Raw genomic sequence first — 23,262 nt, 5'->3', positions numbered from 1 at the left:
CCGCCTCGACCGCGCCCCCGCGGGCGCGGCGGAAAAGGCGTCACACCCGGGGCGGGCGGGCCTCGTACGGGGTGGAGAGGACCACGGTGGTGCGGGTCGCGACGTGGGCCAGGGCGCGCAGGCGGCTCAGGAGGTCCTCCAGCTCCAGCGGGGTCGCGACCCGGACCTTCAGGATGTAGTTCTCGTCGCCGGCGACGCTGTGACAGGCCTCGATCTCCGGTACTCCGGCCAGCCGGTCGGCGATGTCGTCCGGCGCGCTCGGGTCGAAGGGCTTCACCGAGATGAAGGCCGTCAGGGGCAGGCCGACGGCTTCGGGGTCGACGACGGCTGCGTATCCGCGGATCACTCCGCGCTGTTCCAGACGGCGTACCCGCTGGTGGACCGCCGACGTGGACAGTCCCGTGGCCTTGCCCAGATCCGTGTAGCTCATCCGCCCGTCCCGCACGAGCAGATCAACGATCTGGCGGTCCAGCTCCTCCATTGCGCTCATAGCCGCTCAACCTAAGGCCCAAGGGCGCTCCAGGCCCAGTGCTGTCCAGCCACAAGTGGCACCTGCGGCGGGCATGTGACCAAGGCCACAAGGGTATGCAGGCGTACGCCGGGATGTTGTGGTTACTCGTGCCGCGCGGCGGGAAGTGCTTGCTGTGGCCGAGGCCGTAGAACCTGCCCGCCCGGCCCACCCAAGGGGGAGTACATCCATGCTGAACACCAAGCGCGCCGGTCGCACCGAACCGGAGCCCCTGGAATTCGTCGACGCCGAGGACGGTGAGTACCTCGAAGACGCCGACGGGTTCGACGGCTTCGAGATCCACCACGCGATCTGCCCCGACTGCGGCCAGTCGATCGCACTCGTCGCGGATGAGGAGTACCTGCCGGAGCACGCGCTCTGCCTGACCCCGTGGAACCCGTTCGGGCTCACGGTGTGCGCGGGCACGGGCCGCCCGGCCTCCGACGCGCTGCCGACGGTGGGCACGGGCCAGGGCGAGCCCCAGGAGCTGGAGGTCGTGCTGCTGGACCTGCCGCAGGGGCTGGACTGGCGGACGCAGCCGTTCTCGCACGTCGGCGGTCCCGGTTCGCGTCCCGTGCGGATGCCGGCGCCGACGCTGCTGCCGCAGATGCGGCAGCACGCGCAGGCCGCCTGACGGCCTTCCCGGCCGCGTGCGCCCGGTCCCGGCCGGATCCGGCGGATCCCGCCGGATCTACCAGTACGTGCCCCGCACCATGGCCCGGAGGGTGGCGTGGTGCAGGATCAGGCCGTCCGGATCCGCGGGGACCTCGACCTCCCCGAAGTGCGCCTGACGGTAGGCGATGCGCAGCATCACGATCCCGTGCCGCAGGGCCGCGTACAGGGTGTGGAACTCCATGTCCCGCGGTGTGTGGCCGGTGAGTTCGGCGTACCGGCGCTCGATGTCGTCGCGGCGCAGGAAGTCCGGCAGGCCGGGCTGTCCGAAGCTGACGGTGAGGTCCTGGAAGAAGCGGTGGAGGTACACGGTCCAGCCGAGGTCGACCTCGCGCGGGGCGTACGCGGCCATCTCCCAGTCCAGGACGGCCACGGGCTCGAACCCGTCGGCCCGGTAGACGACGTTGCCGATGCGGGCGTCGCCCCAGTTGAGGACGGCGGGGCCCTCGTCCTCGGGCCACAGCTCCTCCAGCCGTTCGAAGGCCCGTTCCAGCAGCGGGGACGGCGCGAGTCCGTCGACCACCCAGGCGTAGTAGGCGCGTTGGGCGTCGACGTGGCGGCGCAGCGGGCTGCCGGCGCCCTCGGGGAGGAGGAACTCGGCCTCCTTGGCGGGGAACTGGTCGTGCAGCCGGGCCAGCAGCGAGACGCTCGCCTCCTGGAGGGCGGCGCGTTCGGAGCCGGTGGCGGCGTGCAGCCAGTTGCCCTCGTACGTGTAGGGCATGACGTCGGGCGGGACCCGGCCCTCGGCGCGGGCCATGACGAAGAAGGGCGCTCCGAGCGGCTCGGGGTCCTGTTCCAGCCACAGTACGCGCGGGACGGGCAGGTCGGTGTGGGCGGCGACCAGGCTCATCACGCGGTGCTGGCGGGGCATGTCGTACGTGGGGAACACGGTGTAGGCGGCCGGGTCGGCGGCGAGCCGCAGCGCGCAGCCGCGGACCGGGGTGTCGGGGTGCTCTATGTCGAAGAGCAGGGTCTCGCTGGACATGCCGTTGGACGCGGGGACCGCGACGTTGGTGACCTTGGCGCCGGGGAGCCTGCCGTCCAGCCAGGCCGCGAGGCGGCGGCCGAGTTCCCCGGGCTCCCGGGTGGAGGTGCGCGGACGTGGTGCGGTGGCCATGTGAGCCCCTTCCCTACTGGGCGACGGAGGAGTGGTCGGCGAAGCCGCTCGGGTCGTGGCGGCCGAAGCTGCCGTGCTCGAAGATCCCGAAGCCGGTGCGCCCGTCGAGGGTGAAGCGTGCGGAGTGGTCGGTGACGCCGAAGGCGGCCATGGGGTGGGCGGCGGGGTCGGAGAGGTCGTAGACGCGGCGGTCGGTCCAGCCGCGGCCCTGCCAGGTGCCGTGCTGCCAGTCGGCGGCGGGCGGGTAGCCGGCGCCGACGGCGAGCGGTGAGGAGTTCAGGATCTCGACGCCGAGTTCGAGGGGATTGCGGGCCGGGTCGGTGAGGTGGACGACGGCGCTCTCGGGGTGTCGGGTGCCGGGGCGGTAGCGGATCTCGGTCTGGGGCCAGCCGAGTTGTACGTCGTGGCGGCCGCTGTCCTCGGGGAAGACCTGGACGGCCTCGTTGAGGGTGCGGTGGCCGTCGGCGTCCTCCTGGACGACGACCATGAGGAAGCGGTCCTCGAAGCGGACGGGGATCCAGAGCCAGTGGAAGCCCTCGGGGCGGTGCTCCTCTGCGGCGCGGCCGCCGTCCTCGCCGGGGATCGGGCGCACGCCCCAGCTGCGGTCGCGGGTTCCGGTCCACTCGCCGGGGGTGAGGGCGTACTCCCGGCCCTTGGCGCGGATGGTGCCGGTGACGTGGCCGGCCTGGACGAAGCGGCGGCCTTCGAGCATGAGGCGGTCGCCGCGCCGCTGGACGTGGTGGGGCTCCCAGACGGCGGGGAACTCGGCGGTCCAGGTGATGTCGCAGGAGAGCCCGTCGGGGTCGGCGGGATCGGCCTCGCACCGGAGGGTGATCCGCTTCAGGGGTTCGTCGACGGTGATCCGCAGCGGGCCGACGGAAAGGTTCATGCGGTCGTCGGTGAGGGCGTCGGAGGCGCGGACGGCGAGGAGTTCGTCGCCGGTGCGGAAGGTGGCGTAGGCGTCGATGACCCCGGCGTTGGGGTAGACGCCGAGGCCGAGGATGAGGACGGCGCGGCCGGCGTGGTCGAAGACGTGGAAGATGCAGCGGTCGTAGGCGTTCCGGTCGCCGGTGACGAGGTGCTTCATCGACAACGGGGCCTGGTGGAAGGGGTATTCGTCGAGCGGTACGGGTCGGTCCGCGGGCATGGCAAACCTCCTGTGGCAGCGGGCTCGGGCGGATATGACGGTACGTCAGATACCGGGTCCCGGGCCAGAGTTCTGTCACTCCCTGACACCCCGGCACGTCTGGCCATCGGGAAGGGACCCGGGGGACCGCAGGACGCGGTCGGGGACGACGGGGGCCGGGCGGGGAGGACGGGGACGACGGGGCGGGGCGGGCACGACGAGGGCCCGGCGGGGACGACGGGGAGGACGGGGCGGGGCGGGCACGACGAGGGCCCGGCGGGGACGACGGGGAGGACGGGCGGGGAGGGGCCGGTCGGGGACGTCTCGAACGGATACCCGGAGGGCGGGGGCGGTTACCCGTGCGTCGGGTGGCGCGTTGGCCCGGTATGACCACGCTCGAAAGCCCCGGGGCAAGAACGGGACGGCGGCGGCACCAAACGGCGCCGCCCGGCTGCGAAGAATCGGTTCCCCGGCATGAAGAATCGGTTCAGCAGCGGCAGCCGGACCCGCCGATCTACCATGCGCTGCTCGCCCGCTGGGCCGCCGACGGGCGTACCCTGCCGGGCCTCCGCGATCCGGAGTGGTCCCGGGTCGCCACCTCCCCGATCTGGCCCTCCGGCCCGCTCTACGGCGGCGGCCGGTAGGGAGCGGGCGGGGGATGACCCGGCGCACTCCCTGTGCGCTCCCCGTGCCGCCTCGCCGGGGCGGAGGCCGGGCTGCACCCTGGGCCCATGACCGACCCGAAGCGGCTCTTGGCCGAATACCGGCGCGACGGCTTCGTCGTCGTACCCCCGATGACCCCGCACGAGATATGGGGTCCCCTGACCGAGGAACTGCCCGCCGTACTCGCCGAGGAGGGACCGCAGCGGTTCTTCGAGGAGGACGGCACGACCGTGCGCGCCGTCTACGGACTCCACCGCAGGGGCGGTCCCTGGCAGGCACTGGCCGAGGCGTCGCCGCTGACCGCGCTGGCCCGGCTGCTCCTCGGCGAGGACATGTACGTGTACCAGTGGAAGGTCAATCCGAAGGCGGCCCGGCACGGCGACCGCTGGCAGTGGCACAGGGACTTCGACTTCTGGCGGGCCGCCGACGGGATGCGGCGCCCGGCGGCCCTCACCGCAGCCGTGTTCCTCGACGAGGTCACCGAGGAGAACGGGCCGCTGCGCCTGGTCCCGGGCACGCACACCGAACGGCCGGCGGATGCCGCGCCCGCCGCGAACGGCGGGCCCGCGGAAGGCGGGGAGGGCGACTGGGCCTGGATCACGTCGAGCCGGAACGCCTACGCCCTACCGGACCCCTCGACCGAGGAGCTCGCCCGTACCCGGGGGGTGCACGAGGCCACCGGCCCGGCCGGCACGGCGGTCCTCTTCCACGGCAACCTGGTGCACAGCTCGGGCCCGAACCGCTCCACGCGCGCCCGTACCCTCGCCCTGATCAGCTACAACGCGGTGTCCAACGCCCCGCCGGCCGACCACCCCGCCGCGCGCCGGGACCTCTTCGTCAACCACGACGCGAAGCCCCTGGCCGTCGGGTTCGACCTGGACCAGACGGATTCCGGCCGCCGGCCCGGCCGGGGCGCTCCGAGCGTTCGCCCGGTCCGGCGCCGACCGGGGCCGGGCGCACCCCGATGAGCAGGCCGGCCGTCAGCGGGACTCGGGGCCGGCCAGGTGGCGGGCGATGACCATGCGCTGGATCTGGTTGGTGCCCTCGACGATCTGGAGGACCTTCGCCTCGCGCATCAGGCGCTCCACCGGGAAGTCCGCGGTGTAGCCGTAGCCGCCGAGGACCTGGACCGCGTCCGTGGTGACGGCCATGGCCGCGTCCGTGCAGAACAGCTTCGCCATCGCCGCCTGGCGGGAGAACGGCTTGCCCGCGTCGCGCAGCCGCGCCGCCGCCAGGTACAGCGCCCGGCCGGCCTCGATCTTGGTCGCCATGTCGGCGAGCATGAAGCGCAGGCCCTGGAAGTCCGCGATGGGATGCCCGAACTGCTTGCGGTCCAGGGCGTACGCGAGGGCCTCGTCCAGGGCGGCCTGCGCGACGCCGACGGCGCAGGCGGCGATGCCCAGACGGCCCGCGTCCAGGGCGGCCAGCGCGATGGTGAAGCCCTGGCCCTCCTCGCCGATGCGGCGGGTGTCCGGGACGCGGACCCCGTCGAAGTGCAGCTGGGCGGTGGGCGAGCCCTTCATGCCCATCTTCTTCTCGGGGACGGCGGCCGTCAGGCCCTCCGCGTCACCGGGCACCAGGAAGGCGGTGATGCCCTTGGGGCCCTCGCCGCCGGTGCGCGCGAGGACGGTGTAGAAGTCGGCGACGCCGCCGTGGGTGATCCACGCCTTGGTGCCGGTGATGACCCAGTCGTCGCCGTCGCGTACGGCCTTGGTGGTCAGCGAGGCGGCGTCGGATCCGGAGGCGGGCTCGGAGAGGCAGTACGCGCCGAGCAGGCCGCCGCCGAGCATGGCGGGCAGGTGGGCCTTCTGCTGCTCCTCGCTGCCGTATCCGGCCAGGCCGTGGCAGGACAGGGAGTGCACGCTGACGCCGAGCCCGACCGTCAGGCGGGCCGCGGCGAGCTCCTCAAGGACCTGGAGGTAGACCTCGTACGGCTGCTCGCCGCCGCCGTACTCACCGGCGTACGGGAGACCGAGCAGGCCGGCCTCGGACAAGAGGGTGAAGATCGCGCGCGGGAACCTCCCGGCGTCCTCCTCGTCGGCGGCCACGGGGCGGATCTCCCGCTGGGCGATCTCTCGCACGAGCGCGAGAAGATCCCGGGACTCCTCGGTGGGCAGCTGACGGTCCACCGGCTGCGGGGCGCGGTCTGTCATGGCGGCGCTCTCCTCCCTCGTCGGGCACGGCGGCGGCACGTGAGGTGTGGGACGGGCCGCCGGGTCTCGGTGCTTCTCACAGCCGATACTGCCCTCCCGGATCACGGAAGCGGCAGATCAGTGGCTGCGGGCGGCTTGAGTATGCCCGATCAGGGACTTCCCGTCACTGGGGCAAGATCACCGACCGACTCGAACGCGTCTTCGGGCAGGGGCGGCGGCGGACACTCCGGGACGAACTCCCCGATCACCGTCAGCGTCGCGCGCAGCTGGCGGACGAGGAGGGCGCCGAGGCGGTCCCGGTCGGGCTGCCGTGCGGCGGATTCCGGGTGGTCGCCGTCCATCGCGGCGCACGCCGCCTCGGTGTCGGTTTCTGCCGCCAGGGCCCCGATCCACTCCAGCGTGGCCCCCTCCACCCCGGACAGCCAGCCGACGAGCGCGAGCCGGGCGAGCGGCGGGACGGCGCGGCGCCCGTACGCGCCTTCGGCGATGGTGGCCACCAGCTCCTCGCGCACCGCGTCGCGGATCGCGAGCACCTCGGCGTCGGAGCCCACTCCGCCCGTGACGATCGTGCGGTAGGCGGCTTGGTGGTGCTCGGCGTAGTGGAGGTAGCCGTCGATGGTGCGGCGCACCCGCTCGACCTTGGGCAGGTCCGGCTCCCCGGCGGCGCGGGCGACGAGCTCGGCCACCGAGTCCTCGACGATGGCGAGGTAGTAGCCGCGCTTGCTCTTGAAGTAGTAGTAGATCAGCCCCTTGGCGACGCCCGCCTGTTTGGCGATGTCGTCCATGGAGAGCGCGTCGTACGAGGTATCGGCGAACAACTTGCGCCCGGTGGCTATGAGTTCGGCCCTGCGAACCTGCGAACGCTCGCTCGTACCCCGCTGTTGACTATTATTCAAATTCGGCCCTAGCCTCGAACTGCCACAGGATGCCCGCAGTATGGCAGACCTGCCTCATGCACTTCCCCTGCGCACCGGACGACGTACGGGAGGCACTTCCATGAGTACGGACAGAGGCGTCGACAGCGGCGCGGACCGCGACCCGGAGGGCCGCGCGGAAGCGCCCCGCAGGCGCGAAGGCCGGGTCCGCCGGCGGAAGTCGGCCGCGGTCGCGGTGCCCGCGGTCCTCGCGGTCGGGGCGATGGCCGTGGTCATGGCACAGGGCGCGCTCGCCGCGTCGTTCGCCGTCTCGGGGACCGCCTTCCAGGTCTCTTCCTCCAAGCTGAGCAGCAAGGGCCTGGCCTCGTACGTGCAGACGGACCGATCCGTCGACGGCAAGGGGCATCCGGTCGCGCTGCTCGGCATCGGCGAGGCCGCGCTCACCGACATCTGCCAGGCCGCCGAGGTGGGCACCCCGCTGGGCAAGGTCGTCTTCAAGCTGACCGCGGGCGGTCCGGCCGGGGAGGTCACCGCGAGCAACCTCGTCATCGACGGCGAGGACCTCGACGGCGACGCGACGTTCGGCACGGCGCAGATCGGCCGGGACGCCTCGACCCTCGACCAGGTGGAGGGGGTCGAGGGGGAGCCGGGGAAGTTCGGCCTCCGGGCCGGGGACATCGAGGCCGTCGGGCTGAAATCGCACGCGTGGTCCGCGACCGGCGGGAACTTCCGCCTCAGGGGCATGGGGGTGAGCGTCGGCCTGGACGGCGAGAAGTGCTTCTGAGCCGCCTCCGGCCACCGCCCCCACTCCCACCCCGGCTCCGACTCCGGCTCCGACTCCCGCTACCGCGGCAGCGACAGCGGCTGCGCGCCTGGCGCCGGGCCCGGCCGTTCTGGGGCGGGCTGCTGGTCGTCCTGGGCGGGGCCGAGCTGCTGCTAGTCCCGCTCTCCCCACTGACCGTGCTGGTGAGCCTCGGCGCGGGCGGGATCGCGGCGATCGGGATCGGCGCCGCACTCGTCGTGGCGGGCCTGTTCCTCTGGTTCCTGCCACAGGCCCGGGCGTACGTCTCGGTCCACGCCCTGCTGCTGTCGGTGCTGTCGTTCCCGGCGACCAACCTGGGCGGGTTCCTGGTCGGCACGCTGCTCGGGATCGCCGGGAGCGCGCTGGCCTTCGGATGGACGTGGCTCCCGGACGAAGCGGCGGACGAAGACCCGTCGTACGCACGCGGGCCGGGCCGGACCGGTCCGGGTGCGTTCGCCGCCGTGCTGCCGTTGCTGCTGGCGGCCGCGCTGGCGACGGGGGCCCCGCCAGCCAGGGCGGCGACCCGGCCCCACGGGCCGCCGACGGCCCCCCGGACTCCCCCGGCGGTCACCACTTCGCTCTTCGCCCCGCAGGGCTTCGCCTTCGCGGGCGTCACCGAGGTCGCGACGGCCGACGGGCCGCTGAGGGTGCTGGTGCTCAAGATGGCTGCGGCCTCACTGGCCGACTACCGGCTGCGCACCCGCGACGGCCGCGAGGAGTACGGGCTCGCCGCCGCCTCCCTCGAGCTGCGGGGGAACGTGACCTTGTACCTGACGAAGTTCAGCGGCTGCATCGAAGGACTGCTGTGCGTCACGTTCAGCCCGGACGGACTGCCCGCTCCCCCGGTGGTCCCGCCGTTCGTCTTCATGACCCGGGTCAGCGCGGAACAGGCGCTGGTCACCGCGGACCTGATCGTCACGCACGGCCTGCGGCTGGAGGCCTCCTAGCGCAAGCCTCTGGGGAGTGTCGTCGAAGTAGCGCCCGCCGCCGCGAGCCCGGCGTGATCGGCGAGGCGCCCCCCAGGTCAGAGCCAGCCGACCTGCGTGACGAACATGGCGATGACGACCACCAGCGTCCAGCCGAGCACGTGCTCCAGCCACTTGGAGTGGTCCTTGGGGCCGCCGGTCCGGACGAGGTTGCGGGCGCGGGCGGTGAGAGAGGCGCTGTATGCGGTCATACCGTCCAATGTGACAGCGTTCGCGGCTTTCGCGGTAGAGACGATCGTCACGCGTGGCACGCGTCACGCGCCCCGGCGCGGCACGGGCCCGGGCATGCCACGGGCCCCGGCCGGCCGACGGTCGGGGCCCGGTGCGTACGCGGGTCAGGTCGCGCGGTTGCGGCCCGCCATGCCCGCCATGGCGAGGGCCAGCAGCAGCGCGACGCCGCCGGTGATGACGTTGCTGAGCACGGTGCGGGTCGTGCTGACGTCACCGGCGATGACCCAAGGAGCCACGATCGTCCAGGCTCCGATGGCGACCGCCGTCCAGGCCATCGCGTGGGTGCGTTCGTAAGCGGAGCCGAGTCCGCTCATGCACAGGCAGTACGCCACGCCGGCGATCAGGTTGTTGATCGCCAGCGAGCTGAGTCCGCTGAACCCGGCGATCCAGGGCGAGGCCGCGAGGTACAGGCCCGTGATGAGAGCCAGTGCCTCCACGGCCTGCGCGGCGGGGGTGCTGGTGACCCGCTCGAACCGGGAGCGCATCTCGGCGAGGTCGGGGTGGTGTTCGATGCTGTGGGTGGTCATGGCGGGCCGCCTCCTGTAGAAGACTTTATGTGCCCTTTACGCCCTTATGTTCCGCTTATCTGCGCTCGCGGTCAACGAGAATTTCCGGCCTCCGGTCACAGCACTCCCACCACCCGGAGGGCCGCGATCTGGGCTCGGCTCGGACGGGCCGGTGCGTACAGGTAGCAGATGCCTCCGGAGCCGGATGCAACCTTTCCGGCGGAATTGTTGCGCTTCGTCCGCAACCAGACGTTCTCCCACTCCCGGCGCCCGTACACCCGGCGGACGGCGTCGTCATCGGGCGAGTTCGGGTCGTTGGCGATCACGTCCCCGGCGGCGGTGAAGCCGACGACGGTCATCAGGTGGCCCGCGGTGCCGTAGCCCGCTCCGGTGAGCTCCTCCACGCGGAAGGACTGGGAGGTGATCACGGGCATGCCGGCCCGGACCAGGACCTCCAGGTCGGCGAGGGAGCGGAGCCGGGTGACGACCCCGGCGAGATCGGGGTAGGTGGCGGCGTACGCGGCGTTGAAGGGCCAGTTGCCGCACCCCTTGTACGCGCTGTCGTACGTGGACCGGGCCGCGTGGCAGACCTGCGGGTCGGGGTGGCGGGAGTCGACCCAGGCCAGGTCCCCGGCGGCGGGCTTGCGGCCCCAGTACTCGATGACCATCTGGGTGGAGGTGGGGCTGCACCACGCCTCGCCGCCGTTGTCGTACTGGGGGTAGTGGCCCTTGTGGATCTCCTGCGAGTAGCGGGGGACCTTCAGCTCGCGGGCCTTGCCCGAGGGGGCGGAGGCGGGGACGGTGAACCGGTCCGGGACGTCGGAGACCATGGCTCCGGCCAGCCACACCGTCGGGCCCTGGTCGGCGCCGGGCTTGCGGTGCAGGGTCAGGCGCAGCTGCCAGTCCGCGATCCGTACGCCGTTCGCCCGCGCGGGGGCGTCGACGGCCAGGGTGTCGGTCCACACGGTGGTGCTGCCGTCGGTCTGGCCGTCCACGGAGGTGCGGCGGATGTCGCCGTCGCCGGAGGCCCAGCGGCCCATCACGTACCAGGGGGTGGCCGTGCCGCTGCCGTACGTTGCGCGCAGTTCGATCTGGATCCAGGTGCCCGCCGGGGTGTGGGCGTTCCAGGAGGCGATGGCTTCGGTGCCGGGCACGTCGGAGCGGTGCACCGGGGAGGTCCACACCGCGTACTCCCAGGTGGCCTTCTCCGCGGTGTGCGGGTCCGTGTACTCGGTGCGGCCGGCCGGGGTGTCGATCACCAGGCCGGGGCGCGTGCCGGCGAGGGCGGCGGTGCCGCGGTGGGTGCCGGCCCGCCAGTGCCCGTACGAGTACCAGAACCGGTTGTCCACGGTCTTGGAGGCGGCCGCGGCCGCGGCTGCCGCTTCTGCTTCCGCTTCCGCCTCGGCCGGACCGGTCCCGCCGCCGGCCCCGCTGCCGGTGCCGGCCGGGGGCGTCGCGGCGGCGGCCGAGGCCCGGCCGCCCGGGACGGTGACCGCCGCGGCCGCGGCGAGCGCGACGGCCAGCAGGGCACGGCGGGGTGTGGGTGCGGTCATCGGCGTGGCCCCCAAGGGTCGGTGCGGCTGGGTCGGCTCCCCACCCTTCCAGTTCCCGTCCGCCGGGCGGCGAAGCCACGGCCCCGTGTCGGGGTGACGCGGGACCGGGACGGGTGAGGGTCCTACTCTGGCCGGGTGGAGCCTCAGCAGTCACTTCAGTCACTCGCGCGCGAACTCGTCGCCCTGCCCCCGTCTCTGGGCCCGGTCCGGCTGATCGCCGTCGACGGCCACGCCGGGTCCGGGAAGAGCACCTTCGCCGGGCTGCTCGCCGAGGCGCTGGGCGGGGCGCCGGTGCTGCACCTGGACGACGTGGCCACCCATGAGGAGCTCTTCGAGTGGCCGGAGCGGCTGCGCGCGCAGGTGCTGGAGCCGCTCGCCGCCGGCCGGCCGGCCCACTGGGCCCCGTACGACTGGGTGGAGCGCCGGTTCGGCCCCGAGCGGGTGCTGGAGCCGGTTCCGCTTCTGCTGATCGAGGGGGTCGGGGCGGGACGGCGGGCGCTGCGCCCGTATCTGGCGCGGCTGCTGTGGATGGAGACCCCGCGTGCGCAGTCCTGGGGGCGCGGGCGAAATCGGGACGGGCGTGAACTTTCCGACTTCTGGGACGGATGGGAGCGCGCGGAGCTCGCGCACTTCGCGGATGATCCTTCGCGCCCCTTCGCGGACACTTTGGTACGCCAGAGCGGTACGGGGTACGAGTGGACTTCCGGGGCGAATGTGGCCGCCGGAAGGGCCTCTTCCGTTACGGAAGGTGACGAATTCCCCCGGGCCTGAGCGGCTCGGGAAGACCGCCGGCGCGGGCCTGCACCGACCTGCTTGACCTGGGCCCCGCACCGGCCTTACGTTCTCAATGCACGGTCTTTCCAGGCCGCAGCGGACGCGAAGCCCCCGATTGTTCCCCCGTGATCGGGGGCTTCGTTCTTCCCCGGGCCGGGTTGCCGCCGGCGCCGCACGGGCCCGGCCTCCCCGAAATCTTCACCCTGAGTCACCTCGTGCGCCCCTGGTGCGCCGCCGACCGGTACCCGCCGCACCCTACGTATGGTGCTTGGCCGCAGGTACGATGCATCCCTGATTTCATCGGCGCAGTGGACAACTCGCGGGCGCGACGCGGGGGTTGCTGTGCACCACGGGGGCAGGCTTGTGGGGGATGTGATGGATTTCGGCACGCCGGGCACGCACGCCCCGGCCGAACTCGCCTGGCTGCGCGGAGTGGACGCCTGCACCATGGGCGCCTATCCGCAGGCCGAGGAGGAGTTCCGGGCGGCCGTACGACTGGATCCCTCGATGGCCGACGCATGGCTGGGCCTGCACGCGCTCCGGGTGGACACCACGAACGCCTTATTGCGCATGTACGCCCACCGCGACCGCTTCGGCGAGCAGCGGGCCCGCCACCGGCGGACCCTGAACTCCTGGTACTGGCTGGGCTGGTGGGTACAGCCGGTGCTGGAGAGCCGGCGGGACCTCCTGCTGGCCCACGCCTCGCACTGGCTGGACGGCCGGCACGTCCCGGAGCTGGACCAGGCACTGGCCGCGCTGCCGCCGGTGGACACCGATACGCAGGTGCGGTTCCTGCACGCCTGCCGGGCCTACCTGGTCAAGGACTGGGAGCAGCTGGTCCGGCACACCGAGCCGCTGGTGGACGATCCGCTGCTGGGGATCGAGGCGGGCCTGTTCGGCGGGATGGCCCGGGTCCGCCTGGAGATGTACGGGCAGGCCGAGCCGATGCTGTCGGCGGCGCTGATGCGCTGCCGCAGCGAGCAGCCGCAGCGCAAGGAGCTGCGGTACTGGCTGGCGCGGGCGCACGAGGGGACCGGGCGCAGTGCGGCGGCGCTGCCGCTGTACCGGGCGGTGCACCGGGTGGACCCGGCGTTCATGGACACCGCGGCCCGGCTGACGGCGATCGAGGACAGCGACTACGTCGACGGGGCCGACGGATACGCCGGATACGCCGCGTCCGGCTACGAGGGGTACGCGGGCCACGATCTCTCCCCGGTCGGCGGGGACTTCGCGGCGGTGGCCCTCGGCGGCGGCCCCGTCCAGGACATCGCGGCGGACGGGCAGGCGGAGCCGGACCCGCTGATCTCGCCGGATCCGGATCCGCGGTTCGGGGCTCCGGGCGGCCCGGGCACGGGCCGGATGGAGGGCGTGCGCCGCAAGGTGGCGGTCCCGCCCCAGGCCGCGCCCGGCGGGCTGCCGGCCGGGCCGGCCGATCCGGCGCTGCTCGCCGAGGCGCTGGCGGAGCTGGAGCGGATGGTGGGCCTGGAGCCGGTGAAGCGGCAGGTGAAGGCGCTCTCGGCGCAGCTGCACATGGCCCGGCTGCGGGCCGGGCAGGGGCTGCCGGTGCAGCCTCCGAAGCGGCATTTCGTCTTCTCAGGGCCGTCGGGCACGGGCAAGACGACGGTGGCGCGGATCCTGGGCCGCGTCTTCTACGCCCTCGGGCTGCTGGGCGGGGACCATCTGGTGGAGGCCCAGCGGGCGGACCTGGTCGGCGAGTTCCTCGGGCAGACCGCCGTGAAGGCGAACGAGCTGATCGACTCCGCGATCGGCGGGGTGCTGTTCGTGGACGAGGCGTACAGCCTCTCCAACACGGGCTACAGCAAGGGCGACGCGTACGGGGACGAGGCGCTCCAGGTGCTGCTGAAACGGGCGGAGGACAACCGGGACCACCTGGTGGTGATCCTGGCCGGCTATCCGGCCGGGATGGACCGGCTGCTGGCCGCCAATCCGGGGCTGTCCTCGCGGTTCACGACCCGGGTGGACTTCCCGAGCTACCGTCCGCTGGAACTGACCGCGATCGGCGGGGTGCTGGCGGACGCGAACGGGGACTGCTGGGACGCGGAAGCCCTGGAGGAGCTGCGCAGCATCAGCGGGCACGTGGTGGAGCAGGGCTGGATCGACGAGCTGGGCAACGGCCGCTTCCTGCGCACCCTGTACGAGAAGAGCTGCGCGTACCGGGACCTGCGGCTGGCGGGCTTCCCGGGCGAGCCCTCCCGGGAGGACCTGGCGACGCTGCGGCTGCCGGACTTGATGCAGGCGTACGGGGAGGTCCTGTCGGGCCGCGGCCCGCAGGACCGCGACCGGCCGGAGCCGCCTCCGCTGTAGCGGGGGCGGCTGCGGCGGCGCCTCACACCCCGGCGGTGCTGGTCTGCCGGGGGCCCGCGCGGCGGGCCGGGACGCGGTGCGCGGGGTCGCGCACCTCGCCGACCAGCATCTCCAGGACGTCCTCCAGGGCGACCAGCCCCAGCACCCGGCCGGCCGGGTCGGCGACCTGGGCCAGATGGGTGGCGTCCCGGCGCATGACGCTGAGCGCGTCGTCCAGCGGGAGGGTGGCGGACAGGGTGGTCATCCGCCGCCAGACCCGCTGGGGCACGGCCCGCTCCCGCTCCTCCAGGTCCAGTACGTCCTTGACGTGGACGTAGCCCATGAAGGCGCCGTTCTCGGAGCGGACCGGGAAGCGGGAGTAGCCGGTGCGGACCGTCAGCTGCTCGATCTGGCGCGGGGTCGCCGAGGGGCCGACCGTGACGAGCCGTTCGCGGGCGAGCAGGACGTCGGTGACGGGGCGGCTGCCCAGTTCCAGGGCGTCCTCCAGGCGCTCCTGCTCGCCCGGTTCCAGGAGCCCGGCCTGCCGGGAGTCCTCGACGAGCCGGCCGAGCTGGGCGCTGGTGTAGACGGCTTCGACCTCGTCCTTGGGCTCCACCTTGAAGAGGCGCAGGACCAGGTGCGCGCAGGAGCCGAGCGCGGCGGTGACGGGTCCGCACAGCCGGGCGAAGGCCACCAGGCCCGGGCTGAACCAGAGCGCGGTCTTCTCCGGCGCGGCCATGGCGAGGTTCTTGGGCACCATCTCGCCGATGACCAGGTGGAGGAAGACGACGGCGGCGAGCGCCACCGCGTAGCCCAGCGGGTGGATCATGCCCTGCGGGAGGTGCGCCGCGTGGAAGAGCGGCTCCAGCAGGCGGGCCATCGTCGGCTCGGCGACCGCGCCGAGGGTCAGGGAGCAGACGGTGATGCCGAACTGGGCCGCCGCCATCATCCGCGGCAGGTTCTCCAGGCCGTACAGCACCTGTCGGGCCCGCTTGGACTCCTTGGCCAACGGCTCGATCTGGCTGCGCCGTACGGAGACGAGAGCGAACTCGGCGCCGACGAAGAAACCATTGGCCAGGACCAGGAGCAGGGCGAAGAGCAGTTGGAGGGCGTTCATCGGCCGGCGCCTTCCAGCTGGGCCGGCTGCGCCGAGCGCGCGTCCGGCGGGGCCTGCCGGCCGGGCCCCGTGCGTGCGGAGCCGGCGTCGATCAGGACGGTGGCGCGGGCGGCCTCGGGGCCGGTCCCGTGCCCGGCGGCGGGGACGGTGCCCAGCCGGACCAGCCGGACCCGTTCGGCGCGGTTGCGGCCGACCTGGCGGACGGACAGCTTCCAGCCGGGCAGTTCGGCGCGGTCCCCGGGGGCGGGGATCCGGCCCAGCAGGTCCGCGACGAGGCCGGCGACGGTCTCGTACGGGCCTTCGGGCACCTCCAGGCCTATCCGGCGCAGGGTCTGCACCCGGCAGCTGCCGTCGGCCTCCCAGGAGGGGCGGCCGTCCTCGGCGGGCACGGCGGCCAGTTCGGGGCCCTCGTCCTCGGCGAGGTCGTGCTCGTCGCGGACCTCGCCGACGAGCTCCTCCACGATGTCCTCCAGGGTGACCACCCCGGCGGTGCCGCCGTACTCGTCGACGACGACGGCCATCGGCTGTTCGCTGCGCAGCCGCTCCAGCAGCGGCTGCACCGGCAGGGAGCCGGGCACCAGCAGCGGGGCGACGCAGATCCGGCTCACGGTGGTGCGGGCGCGCTCGGACTCGGGCACGGCGAGGGCGTCCTTGAGGTGGACGACCCCGGTGACCTCGTCGATGCGCTCCCGGTAGACCGGGAACCGGGACAGGCCGGTGGCGCGGGTCAGGTTCAGCACGTCGGCCGCGGTGGCCGTGTGCTGGAGGGCGCTGACCTTCACCCGGGGGGTCATGACGTGCTGGGCCGTGAGCTCGCCCAGCGAGAGGGTCCGTACGAAGAGGTCGGCGGTGTCCTGTTCGAGGGCGCCGGCCTGGGCCGAATGGCGGACCAGGGAGACCAGTTCGCCGGGGGTGCGGGCGGAGGCCATCTCCTCGGCCGGCTCCACGCCGAGCGCCCGTACGAGACGGTTGGCGACGGCGTTGAGGCCGGCGATGACCGGCCGGAAGGCACGGGAGAAGACCTGCTGCGGGCCGGCCACGAACCGGGCCACCTGCAGCGGCCGGGAGACGGCCCAGTTCTTCGGGACGAGCTCGCCGACGACCATCTGGACGGCGGAGGCGAGCAGCATGCCGATGAAGACGGCGACGCCGGAGACGGCTCCCGCGGGCAGGCCGGTGGCCGCGAGCGGCCGGGCCAGCAGTCCGGCGAGGGCCGGTTCGGCGAGCATGCCGACCACGAGGGAGGTGATGGTGATGCCGAGCTGGGTGCCGGAGAGCTGGAAGGACAGCTCCCGCAGGGCCTCGACCACCGTGCGGGCACGGCGGTCGCCGTCGGCTGCGGCGCGTTCCGCCTCGGGCCGTTCCACGGTGACGAGGCCGAACTCGGCCGCCACGAAGAAGCCGTTGGCGAGGATCAGGGCGAATGCCGCCACGAGCAGGAGTAGCGGGATGGTCATGCCGCCGCCTCCGTGGGGAGGGCGGCGCGGGTACTACCGGACGATCCGTCCATTGCTGGAGGGAGTCACTCCTCAAGTCGCAGGTGCCCGCGGGCCTCGGGGTCCCGGGGCCGGTGGGAGGGCGTAGGGGTGCGCCCCGCCACCAGGGTAGTCACTGAGATCGCCGCCGCAATGGGACGCAGCCGTCGGCTGTGGCTCCGGTGCTTCGTCCGAGAGCCGCTCAAGGCCCGTTCGAGGCCCGTTCGAGGCCCGTTCCACGGCTGTTCGCCGTGTGTTCGAGCTCCGTCGGCCGGGAGTGCGCCGGTGGGACGTCCGTGCGGCGGCGGGTCAGTGGTGGTGCGGCCCGGTTCCCCGGGCCTCGGCGAGCGCGCGCAGCGCGCGGGCGTCGCCGATGGCCTGCTGCTTGGCCACCCCTGGCTGGATGCCGAGGGCGGGCAGGCTCGTACCGTCGCTCAGGTCCAGGAACACCCACGGATCGCCCGGGCGGAGGTTGACGCGCAGGATCTGCGCCCACTCCAGGCGGCGGGTGTTGGTCAGGTTCACGACGGTGACGCCCGTCTCGTCCGCGACCACCTTAGGGCGGCTGAGCAGGACGAGGACGGACGACAGCAGGACGGCGGTGACGATGAAGCTCATCCGCTCCCCCGGGCCGAGGTTCTCCAGCAGCAGGGCGATCGCCGTGATGGTGGCGAACATGGCGAGCCCGACGCCCAGCAGGACGGCCCGGGTACGGGTCGGCCGGAAGGTGACCGGCAGGGCGGGCAGTGCGGGCTGGGCGGCGGACTCGGCCATGATGCGGGAGATGCCTTCGGGAGGGGGCGTACGGATCGAAAGGGCGTACGGGTCAGAGACGGCAGGCGTGGATCGAGGTGGTGAGGATCGCGCGCGCGCCGAGCTCGTACAGGTCGTCCATGATCCGCTGCGCCTCCTTGGCCGGGACCATCGCGCGGACGGCGACCCAGCCCTCGTTGTGCAGCGGGGAGATGGTCGGCGACTCCAGGCCCGGGGTGAGCGCGACGGCCCGCTCCAGGTGCTCGGCGCGGCAGTCGTAGTCCATCATCACGTAGCTGCGGGCCACCAGGACGCCCTGGAGGCGCCGCAGGAACTGCTGGGCCTGCGGGTTCTCGGCGTCGGCGCCGTTGCCGCGGATGACGACGGCCTCGGAGGTGAGGATCGGCTCGCCGATGACCTCCAGGCCGGCGTTGCGCAGGCTGGTGCCGGTCTCGACGACGTCCGCGATGATCTGGGCGACGCCGAGCTGGATGGCGGTCTCGACCGCGCCGTCCAGGTGCACGACGGAGGCGTCGATGCCCTGCTCGGCGAGGTGCTTGGCGACGATTCCCTCGTACGAGGTCGCGATCGTCATCCCCGTGAAGTCCTCGGGGCCCTTCGCGGTGCCGGGCTTGGTGGCGTAGCGGAAGGTGGAGCGGCCGAAGTTCAGCGGGAGGATCTCCTCCGCGCTGGCGCCGGAGTCGAGCAGCAGGTCACGGCCGGTGATGCCGATGTCGAGCTTGCCCGAGGCGACGTAGATCGCGATGTCCTTGGGGCGGAGGTAGAAGAACTCCACGCCGTTCTCGGGGTCGAGGACCACGAGCTCCTTGGACTCCTTGCGCTGGCGGTAGCCGGCCTCATGGAGCATCGCCGACGCCGCTCCGGAGAGTGAACCCTTGTTGGGGACGGCGATGCGCAGCATGGGGCTTCCTTCAGTGCGTGGATTGCGAAACGTGTGGGCTGGGCGGCGGGCGGGGGACCCGCGGGAGGACTCCGGCCTAGAGGTGCGCGTAGACGTCGTCGAGGGAGATCCCGCGCGCGACCATCATCACCTGGACGTGGTACAGCAGCTGGGAGATCTCCTCGGCGGCGGCTTCCTTGCCCTCGTACTCGGCGGCCATCCAGACCTCGGCGGCCTCCTCGACGATCTTCTTGCCGATCGCATGGACGCCCTTGCCGACGAGCTCGGCGGTGCGGGAGGAGCCGGGGTCGCCGGTGGCGGCCTTGAGCTGGAGCTCGGTGAAGAGCTCTTCGAAACTCTTGGAGGGTGTGTTCGCCATGATGGTCCTCAGAATACGGGGTCCCCCGCCGCCACTCAGCGCCAGGGTTCGCTGACGGACCGCAGGGTCGCAGCAGTCGAGACGGCGGCGATGACCGCTTCGTGTCCCTTGTCCTCGTTCGACCCCTCAAGCCCGGCGCGGTCCAGCGCCTGCTCGTCGTTGTCGCAGGTCAGTACGCCGAAGCCGACGGGGACTCCGGTGTCGATCGACACCTGCACCAGGCCCTGGGTGACGCCCTGGCAGACGTATTCGAAGTGCGGGGTGCCGCCGCGGATGACCACTCCGAGGGCGACGATGGCATCGTAACCGCGACCGGCCAGTACCTTCGCCACGACCGGGAGCTCGAAGCTGCCCGGGACGCGGAGCAGGGTGGGCTCGTCGATGCCCAGTTCGTGCAGGGCGCGCAGGGCGCCGTCGACGAGGCCGTCCATGACCTTCTCGTGCCACTGGGCCGCGATGACGGCGACCCGGAGGTCTCCGCAGTTCCTGACACTCAGTTCGGGTGCGCCCTTGCCGCTCACAGCTGTGCTCCTCGGTTCTTCACGGTTCGTGGTGGTTCGTGCTGTCTGGTGGTGGTCGTACGTGCTTACTGGTTGCCGCAGGCGGAGGTGGTCACGCCCTGGTCCAGCCAGGGCAGGTCGTGGCCCATCCGGTCCCGCTTCGTGCGCAGGTACCGCAGATTGTGCTCGCCCGCCTCGGTGGGCATGGCCACCCGGTCGTTGACCGCGATGCCGTGCCGTACGAGGGCGGCGGACTTGTCGGGGTTGTTGGTCAGCAGCCGGACGCTCTTGACGCCGAGGTCGGCGAGGATCTGCGCGCCGGCGCCGTAGTCGCGGGCGTCGGCCGGCAGGCCGAGTTCCAGGTTGGCGTCCAGGGTGTCGCGGCCGCGCTCCTGGAGCTCGTACGCGCGCAGCTTGGACACCAGTCCGATGCCGCGGCCCTCGTGACCGCGCAGGTAGACGACCACGCCCCGGCCCGCGTCCTTGATGCGGGCCATGGAGGCGTGCAGCTGGGGGCCGCAGTCGCAGCGCAGGGAGTGGAAGATGTCGCCGGTCAGGCACTCGGAGTGGACTCGGACCACGACGTCCTGGCCGTCGCCGATCTCGCCGTGGACGAGGGCCACGTGCTCGACGCCGTCGGCCGTGGAGCGGTATCCGTACGCCGTGAAGTCGCCGTGGGCGGTCGGCAGCGTGACCGTGGCCTCGCGGCGCACGGTCGGCTCGGCGGAGCGGCGGTAGGCGATCAGGTCCTCGATGGAGATGATCGTCAGGCCGTGCTTGCGGGCGAACGGAATCAGCTCGGGCAGGCGCAGCATGACGCCGTCCTCGCCGGCGATCTCCACGATCGCGCCGACGGGGCGCAGTCCCGCGAGGCGGGCGAGGTCGACCGCGGCCTCGGTGTGGCCGTTGCGGACCAGGACGCCGCCGGGCTTGGCGCGCAGCGGGAAGACGTGGCCGGGGCGCACGAAGTCCGAGGGCTCGGAGACGCCGTCGGCGAGCATCCGCAGGGTGGTGGAGCGGTCGGCGGCCGAGATGCCGGTGGTGACGCCGTGGGCGGCACTGGCGTCGACGGAGACGGTGAAGGCGGTCTGCATCGACTCGGTGTTCTTCTGGACCATCTGGGGCAGCTCAAGCCGCTCCAGCTCGGGGCCCTCCATGGGGGCGCAGATCAGGCCGCGGCACTCGCTCATCATGAACGCGACGATCTCGGGGGTGGCCTTCTCGGCGGCGATGACGAGGTCGCCCTCGTTCTCGCGGTCCTCGTCGTCGACCACGACGACCGGCCGGCCGGCCGCGATGTCGCGGATGGCCTGCTCGACGGGGTCGAGGCGGAAGACGGCCTCAAGGACGGCGTCGATGTCGGGCACGGGCTTGAGGGTGGTCATGCCGTTGCTCCTTCCAGGGCCGGGGCGGGGGTGGTGCGCGAACGCTGGTACCAGTCGCGGGCGCCCCACAGGACGAGCGCGAAGTAGACGACGTAGACGAGGCCGGAGAAGGCCAGTCCGTTGGTGAAGGCGAGCGGGACGCCGACCAGGTCGACGAGGAGCCAGGCGAACCAGAACTCGACCAGGCCGCGGGCCTGGGCGACCATCGCGACGATCGTGCCGACGAAGATGTAGGCGTCGGCCCAGGGGCTCCACGACAGGTTCGGGAAGAGCGTGAACAGGCCGCCGACGGCCAGGGTGCCGAGGGCCGCCCCGCCGAGGAGCAGTCCGCGCTCCGTCCAGGTGGCGGTGCGCACCGCGAGGGTGCCGTCCTGGGCCTGCCGGCGGCCGCGCTGCCAGGTGCGCCAGCCCCAGGCGGCCACGCCGATGACGAGCAGCTGCTTGCCGACGCCGCCGGCGAGGTGGGCGGAGGCGTACGCGGCTATGAGGATCAGGCCGGACAGGAGCTGGGCCGGCCAGGTCCATATGGAGCGGCGCCAGCCGAGGGCGAGGGCGGCCAGGCCCATCAGGTTGCCGATCATGTCGGACCAGATGACCTTCTGGCCGAAGACCGCGAAGGCCTCCGCGTTGAGCCAGGTCAGGGCGGTCACGGCTGGTCCTCCTTGGCGGTCGGCGGCTCGGCTCGGAGATCGCCTGCGGCCATCAGGCGCTCGACGTACTTCGCGAGGACGTCGACTTCGAGGTTGACCGGGTCGCCCGGCTGCTTGAGGCCGAGGGTGGTCAGCGCGAGGGTGGTGGGGATGAGGCTGATGGTGAACCAGTCCGCGGCGGCCTCGACCACGGTGAGGCTGACGCCGTCCACGGTGATGGAGCCCTTCTCCACGACGTACCGGGACAGGTTCTGCGGGAGCGAGACCTTGACGATCTCCCAGTGCTCGGAGGGCGTCCTGGACAGGATCTCGCCGGTGCCGTCCACGTGCCCCTGGACGAGGTGTCCGCCGAGCCGTCCGCCGAGGGCCATCGGGCGCTCCAGGTTGACCCGGGAGCCCGTGTGGAGGGCGCCGAGGCTGGAGCGGTTCAGGGTCTCCTGCATGACGTCGGCGGTGAACTCGCCGTCGCCGGTCTCCACGACGGTCAGGCAGACGCCGTTGACGGCGATGGAGTCGCCGTGCTTGGCGCCGTCGGTGACGACGGGGCCGCGCAGGCGGAAGCGGGAGGCCTCCGAGAGCTGCTCGACGGCGGTGACCTCGCCCAGTTCTTCGACGATTCCGGTGAACACTCAGTGCTCCTTGGGGGCGGTGGGGGTGGGGACGGCTTCGGACACGGGTACGGCGGTGATGCGCAGATCGGTGCCGACGCGGACGGCCTCGGTGATGTCGAGGCGCACCGCTCGGGCGATGTTCGTGATGCCGGCGTCGGCGAGGGCGGCGGGGCCGGAGCCGAGGAGGGCCGGGGCGAGGTAGCCGACGACGCGGTCGACGGCTCCGGCTTCGAGGAAGGCGCCCGCGAGGGTGGGGCCGCCTTCCAGGAAGACGGAGCGCACGCCGCGGGCGTACAGCCGGCCGAGCAGGTCGTGGACGGCGATGCGGCCGTCGTGCAGGGGGAGCCGGAGCAGGTCGACGCCCGGCAGGTGCCGGGTGTCGGCGTCCTCGCCGACGACGAGCAGCGTGGGCGCGGCGTCGTCGAGGATGCGGGCGGTCGGCAGGAGCGCCGCGCGGGTGTCGAGGCCGATGCGCAGGGGCTGGGTGGCCCCTTCGACGCCCCGTACGGCCAGGTGCGGGTCGTCGGTGCGCAGGGTGCCGCCGCCCACGAGGACGGCGTCGGCCTGGGCGCGCAGCCGGTGGACGTCGGCGCGGGACTCGGGGCCGGTGATCCAGCGGCTGCTGCCGTCCGCGGCGGCGCTGCGGCCGTCGAGGGTGGCGGCGTACTTCCAGGTCACGTGCGGGCGGCCCAGGCGTACGGAGGTGAGCCAGGCGGTGTTCCCGGCCGCGGCCTCGGCCTCCAGGAAGCCGCCCTCGGCCTTGATCCCGGCGGCGCGCAGGGTGGCGGCGCCGCCGCTGGCCTGCGGGTTCGGGTCCGGGACGGCATAGACCACGCGGGTGACGCCGGCCTCGACGAGCGCTTGGGCGCAGGGGCCCGTACGGCCGGTGTGGTTGCAGGGTTCGAGGGTGACGTAGGCGGTGCCGCCGCGGGCCGCTTCGCCCGCGGCGCGCAGGGCGTGGACCTCGGCGTGCGGGCCGCCGGCCCGCTCGTGCCAGCCTTCGCCGACGACGGTCCCCGCGGCGTCGGTGATGACGCAGCCGACGACAGGGTTGGGGCTGGTGGAGCCGAGGCCGCGGGCGGCGAGCTCGACGGCGCGGCGCATGGCCTGCGCGTCGGCGACGGCGTCGACGTCGGCTTCGGGCTCGCCGAAGGCGTCGTGCGGTGTGTGCGCGGCGTGGTTCGCCACCGGGTCCTCCTGCCTCGTCGGGCACGGACTCCG

The 23,262-nt window shown here is 72.9% G+C and carries 24 protein-coding genes; 6 read left to right on the top strand and 18 right to left on the bottom strand.

What is annotated here, in order from left to right; all coding sequences use genetic code 11:
- Nucleotides 1–40: 40 nt before the first annotated feature.
- On the bottom strand, nucleotides 41–481 hold the full coding sequence (locus ACIBAD_RS29610; protein ID WP_166682183.1) for an Lrp/AsnC family transcriptional regulator: 441 nt from the start codon (nucleotides 479–481) through the stop codon (nucleotides 41–43).
- 217 nt (nucleotides 482–698) lie between these two features.
- On the opposite strand from ACIBAD_RS29610, the gene ACIBAD_RS29605 reads away from it, so the two are divergent.
- Nucleotides 699–1,142 (top strand): hypothetical protein, encoded by a 444-nt coding sequence (locus tag ACIBAD_RS29605; protein WP_134074586.1) that lies wholly within the window; start codon nucleotides 699–701, stop codon nucleotides 1,140–1,142.
- Between the two features lie 57 nt (nucleotides 1,143–1,199).
- Here the strand turns inward: ACIBAD_RS29605 and ACIBAD_RS29600 are convergent, their stop codons facing one another.
- Nucleotides 1,200–2,297 carry a phosphotransferase family protein gene (locus tag ACIBAD_RS29600; RefSeq protein ID WP_134074587.1) on the bottom strand — a complete coding sequence of 366 codons (1,098 nt, stop codon included), beginning with the start codon at nucleotides 2,295–2,297 and terminating at the stop codon, nucleotides 1,200–1,202.
- Between the two features lie 13 nt (nucleotides 2,298–2,310).
- Nucleotides 2,311–3,444: a hypothetical protein gene (locus ACIBAD_RS29595; protein WP_398909631.1), complete on the bottom strand. Its 1,134-nt coding sequence runs from the start codon at nucleotides 3,442–3,444 to the stop codon at nucleotides 2,311–2,313.
- A gap of 710 nt (nucleotides 3,445–4,154) precedes the next feature.
- Between ACIBAD_RS29595 and ACIBAD_RS29590 the strand changes: the two genes are divergently transcribed.
- Complete coding sequence (locus ACIBAD_RS29590) at nucleotides 4,155–5,054, top strand: phytanoyl-CoA dioxygenase family protein (protein WP_398909629.1); 900 nt, start codon at nucleotides 4,155–4,157, stop codon at nucleotides 5,052–5,054.
- Between the two features lie 12 nt (nucleotides 5,055–5,066).
- Here the strand turns inward: ACIBAD_RS29590 and ACIBAD_RS29585 are convergent, their stop codons facing one another.
- Nucleotides 5,067–6,239, bottom strand: a complete 1,173-nt coding sequence (locus tag ACIBAD_RS29585; protein WP_398909627.1) for an acyl-CoA dehydrogenase family protein — start codon at nucleotides 6,237–6,239, stop codon at nucleotides 5,067–5,069.
- 149 nt (nucleotides 6,240–6,388) lie between these two features.
- Complete coding sequence (locus ACIBAD_RS29580) at nucleotides 6,389–7,135, bottom strand: TetR/AcrR family transcriptional regulator (RefSeq protein ID WP_134074591.1); 747 nt, start codon at nucleotides 7,133–7,135, stop codon at nucleotides 6,389–6,391.
- 241 nt (nucleotides 7,136–7,376) lie between these two features.
- On the opposite strand from ACIBAD_RS29580, the gene ACIBAD_RS29575 reads away from it, so the two are divergent.
- On the top strand, nucleotides 7,377–7,898 hold the full coding sequence (locus tag ACIBAD_RS29575; protein ID WP_398909676.1) for a DUF6230 family protein: 522 nt from the start codon (nucleotides 7,377–7,379) through the stop codon (nucleotides 7,896–7,898).
- Entirely contained in the window at nucleotides 7,889–8,863 is a 975-nt protein-coding gene (locus ACIBAD_RS29570) for a DUF6114 domain-containing protein (RefSeq protein WP_398909624.1), read from the top strand. Before ACIBAD_RS29575 ends, ACIBAD_RS29570 begins: the two co-directional genes overlap by 10 nt.
- A 77-nt stretch (nucleotides 8,864–8,940) precedes the next feature.
- Here the strand turns inward: ACIBAD_RS29570 and ACIBAD_RS29565 are convergent, their stop codons facing one another.
- The 3 genes from ACIBAD_RS29565 to ACIBAD_RS29555 form a co-directional block, all read right to left on the bottom strand.
- Entirely contained in the window at nucleotides 8,941–9,093 is a 153-nt protein-coding gene (locus tag ACIBAD_RS29565; protein ID WP_134074592.1) for an SCO1431 family membrane protein, read from the bottom strand.
- Between the two features lie 144 nt (nucleotides 9,094–9,237).
- Complete coding sequence (locus ACIBAD_RS29560; RefSeq protein WP_134074593.1) at nucleotides 9,238–9,660, bottom strand: SPW repeat protein; 423 nt, start codon at nucleotides 9,658–9,660, stop codon at nucleotides 9,238–9,240.
- A 95-nt stretch (nucleotides 9,661–9,755) separates the two neighbouring features.
- A complete protein-coding gene (locus ACIBAD_RS29555) occupies nucleotides 9,756–11,192 on the bottom strand; it encodes a peptidase C39 family protein (protein ID WP_398909621.1) in 1,437 nt (478 codons plus the stop codon).
- A 135-nt stretch (nucleotides 11,193–11,327) separates the two neighbouring features.
- Between ACIBAD_RS29555 and ACIBAD_RS29550 the strand changes: the two genes are divergently transcribed.
- On the top strand, nucleotides 11,328–11,963 hold the full coding sequence (locus tag ACIBAD_RS29550) for a hypothetical protein (protein WP_134074595.1): 636 nt from the start codon (nucleotides 11,328–11,330) through the stop codon (nucleotides 11,961–11,963).
- Between the two features lie 378 nt (nucleotides 11,964–12,341).
- A complete protein-coding gene (locus ACIBAD_RS29545) occupies nucleotides 12,342–14,291 on the top strand; it encodes an AAA family ATPase (protein ID WP_134074596.1) in 1,950 nt (649 codons plus the stop codon).
- Between the two features lie 22 nt (nucleotides 14,292–14,313).
- Here the strand turns inward: ACIBAD_RS29545 and ACIBAD_RS29540 are convergent, their stop codons facing one another.
- From ACIBAD_RS29540 to ribD, 10 genes are all read right to left on the bottom strand, one after another.
- Nucleotides 14,314–15,387, bottom strand: coding sequence for a hemolysin family protein (locus tag ACIBAD_RS29540; protein ID WP_134074597.1), 1,074 nt, complete (start codon nucleotides 15,385–15,387; stop codon nucleotides 14,314–14,316).
- Complete coding sequence (locus tag ACIBAD_RS29535; protein ID WP_398909618.1) at nucleotides 15,384–16,844, bottom strand: hemolysin family protein; 1,461 nt, start codon at nucleotides 16,842–16,844, stop codon at nucleotides 15,384–15,386. Before ACIBAD_RS29535 ends, ACIBAD_RS29540 begins: the two co-directional genes overlap by 4 nt.
- Before the next feature lie 327 nt (nucleotides 16,845–17,171).
- Nucleotides 17,172–17,636 carry a PH domain-containing protein gene (locus ACIBAD_RS29530; protein WP_134074598.1) on the bottom strand — a complete coding sequence of 155 codons (465 nt, stop codon included), beginning with the start codon at nucleotides 17,634–17,636 and terminating at the stop codon, nucleotides 17,172–17,174.
- Nucleotides 17,637–17,688: 52 nt separating this feature from the next.
- Nucleotides 17,689–18,537 carry an ATP phosphoribosyltransferase gene (gene hisG, locus ACIBAD_RS29525; RefSeq protein WP_099893832.1) on the bottom strand — a complete coding sequence of 283 codons (849 nt, stop codon included), beginning with the start codon at nucleotides 18,535–18,537 and terminating at the stop codon, nucleotides 17,689–17,691.
- Nucleotides 18,538–18,613: 76 nt separating this feature from the next.
- A complete protein-coding gene (locus ACIBAD_RS29520) occupies nucleotides 18,614–18,895 on the bottom strand; it encodes a phosphoribosyl-ATP diphosphatase (RefSeq protein WP_030157590.1) in 282 nt (93 codons plus the stop codon).
- Nucleotides 18,896–18,930: 35 nt separating this feature from the next.
- Nucleotides 18,931–19,416, bottom strand: coding sequence for a 6,7-dimethyl-8-ribityllumazine synthase (gene ribH / locus ACIBAD_RS29515; RefSeq protein WP_048475497.1), 486 nt, complete (start codon nucleotides 19,414–19,416; stop codon nucleotides 18,931–18,933).
- Between the two features lie 65 nt (nucleotides 19,417–19,481).
- Nucleotides 19,482–20,780 (bottom strand): bifunctional 3,4-dihydroxy-2-butanone-4-phosphate synthase/GTP cyclohydrolase II, encoded by a 1,299-nt coding sequence (locus ACIBAD_RS29510; protein ID WP_134074599.1) that lies wholly within the window; start codon nucleotides 20,778–20,780, stop codon nucleotides 19,482–19,484.
- A complete protein-coding gene (locus ACIBAD_RS29505; protein WP_398909614.1) occupies nucleotides 20,777–21,430 on the bottom strand; it encodes a nicotinamide riboside transporter PnuC in 654 nt (217 codons plus the stop codon). The genes ACIBAD_RS29510 and ACIBAD_RS29505 overlap by 4 nt, the downstream gene beginning before the upstream one ends.
- Nucleotides 21,427–22,059, bottom strand: a complete 633-nt coding sequence (locus ACIBAD_RS29500; protein ID WP_398909612.1) for a riboflavin synthase — start codon at nucleotides 22,057–22,059, stop codon at nucleotides 21,427–21,429. The genes ACIBAD_RS29505 and ACIBAD_RS29500 overlap by 4 nt, the downstream gene beginning before the upstream one ends.
- On the bottom strand, nucleotides 22,060–23,145 hold the full coding sequence (gene ribD / locus ACIBAD_RS29495) for a bifunctional diaminohydroxyphosphoribosylaminopyrimidine deaminase/5-amino-6-(5-phosphoribosylamino)uracil reductase RibD (RefSeq protein ID WP_398909674.1): 1,086 nt from the start codon (nucleotides 23,143–23,145) through the stop codon (nucleotides 22,060–22,062).
- Nucleotides 23,146–23,262: the final 117 nt, after the last annotated feature.

This window comes from Streptomyces sp. NPDC051109 (genome assembly GCF_044455885.1).
Classification (GTDB): domain Bacteria; phylum Actinomycetota; class Actinomycetes; order Streptomycetales; family Streptomycetaceae; genus Streptomyces.
Note: the sequence above shows the minus strand (reverse complement) of the source record. Positions and strands in the feature narration are given on the sequence as shown.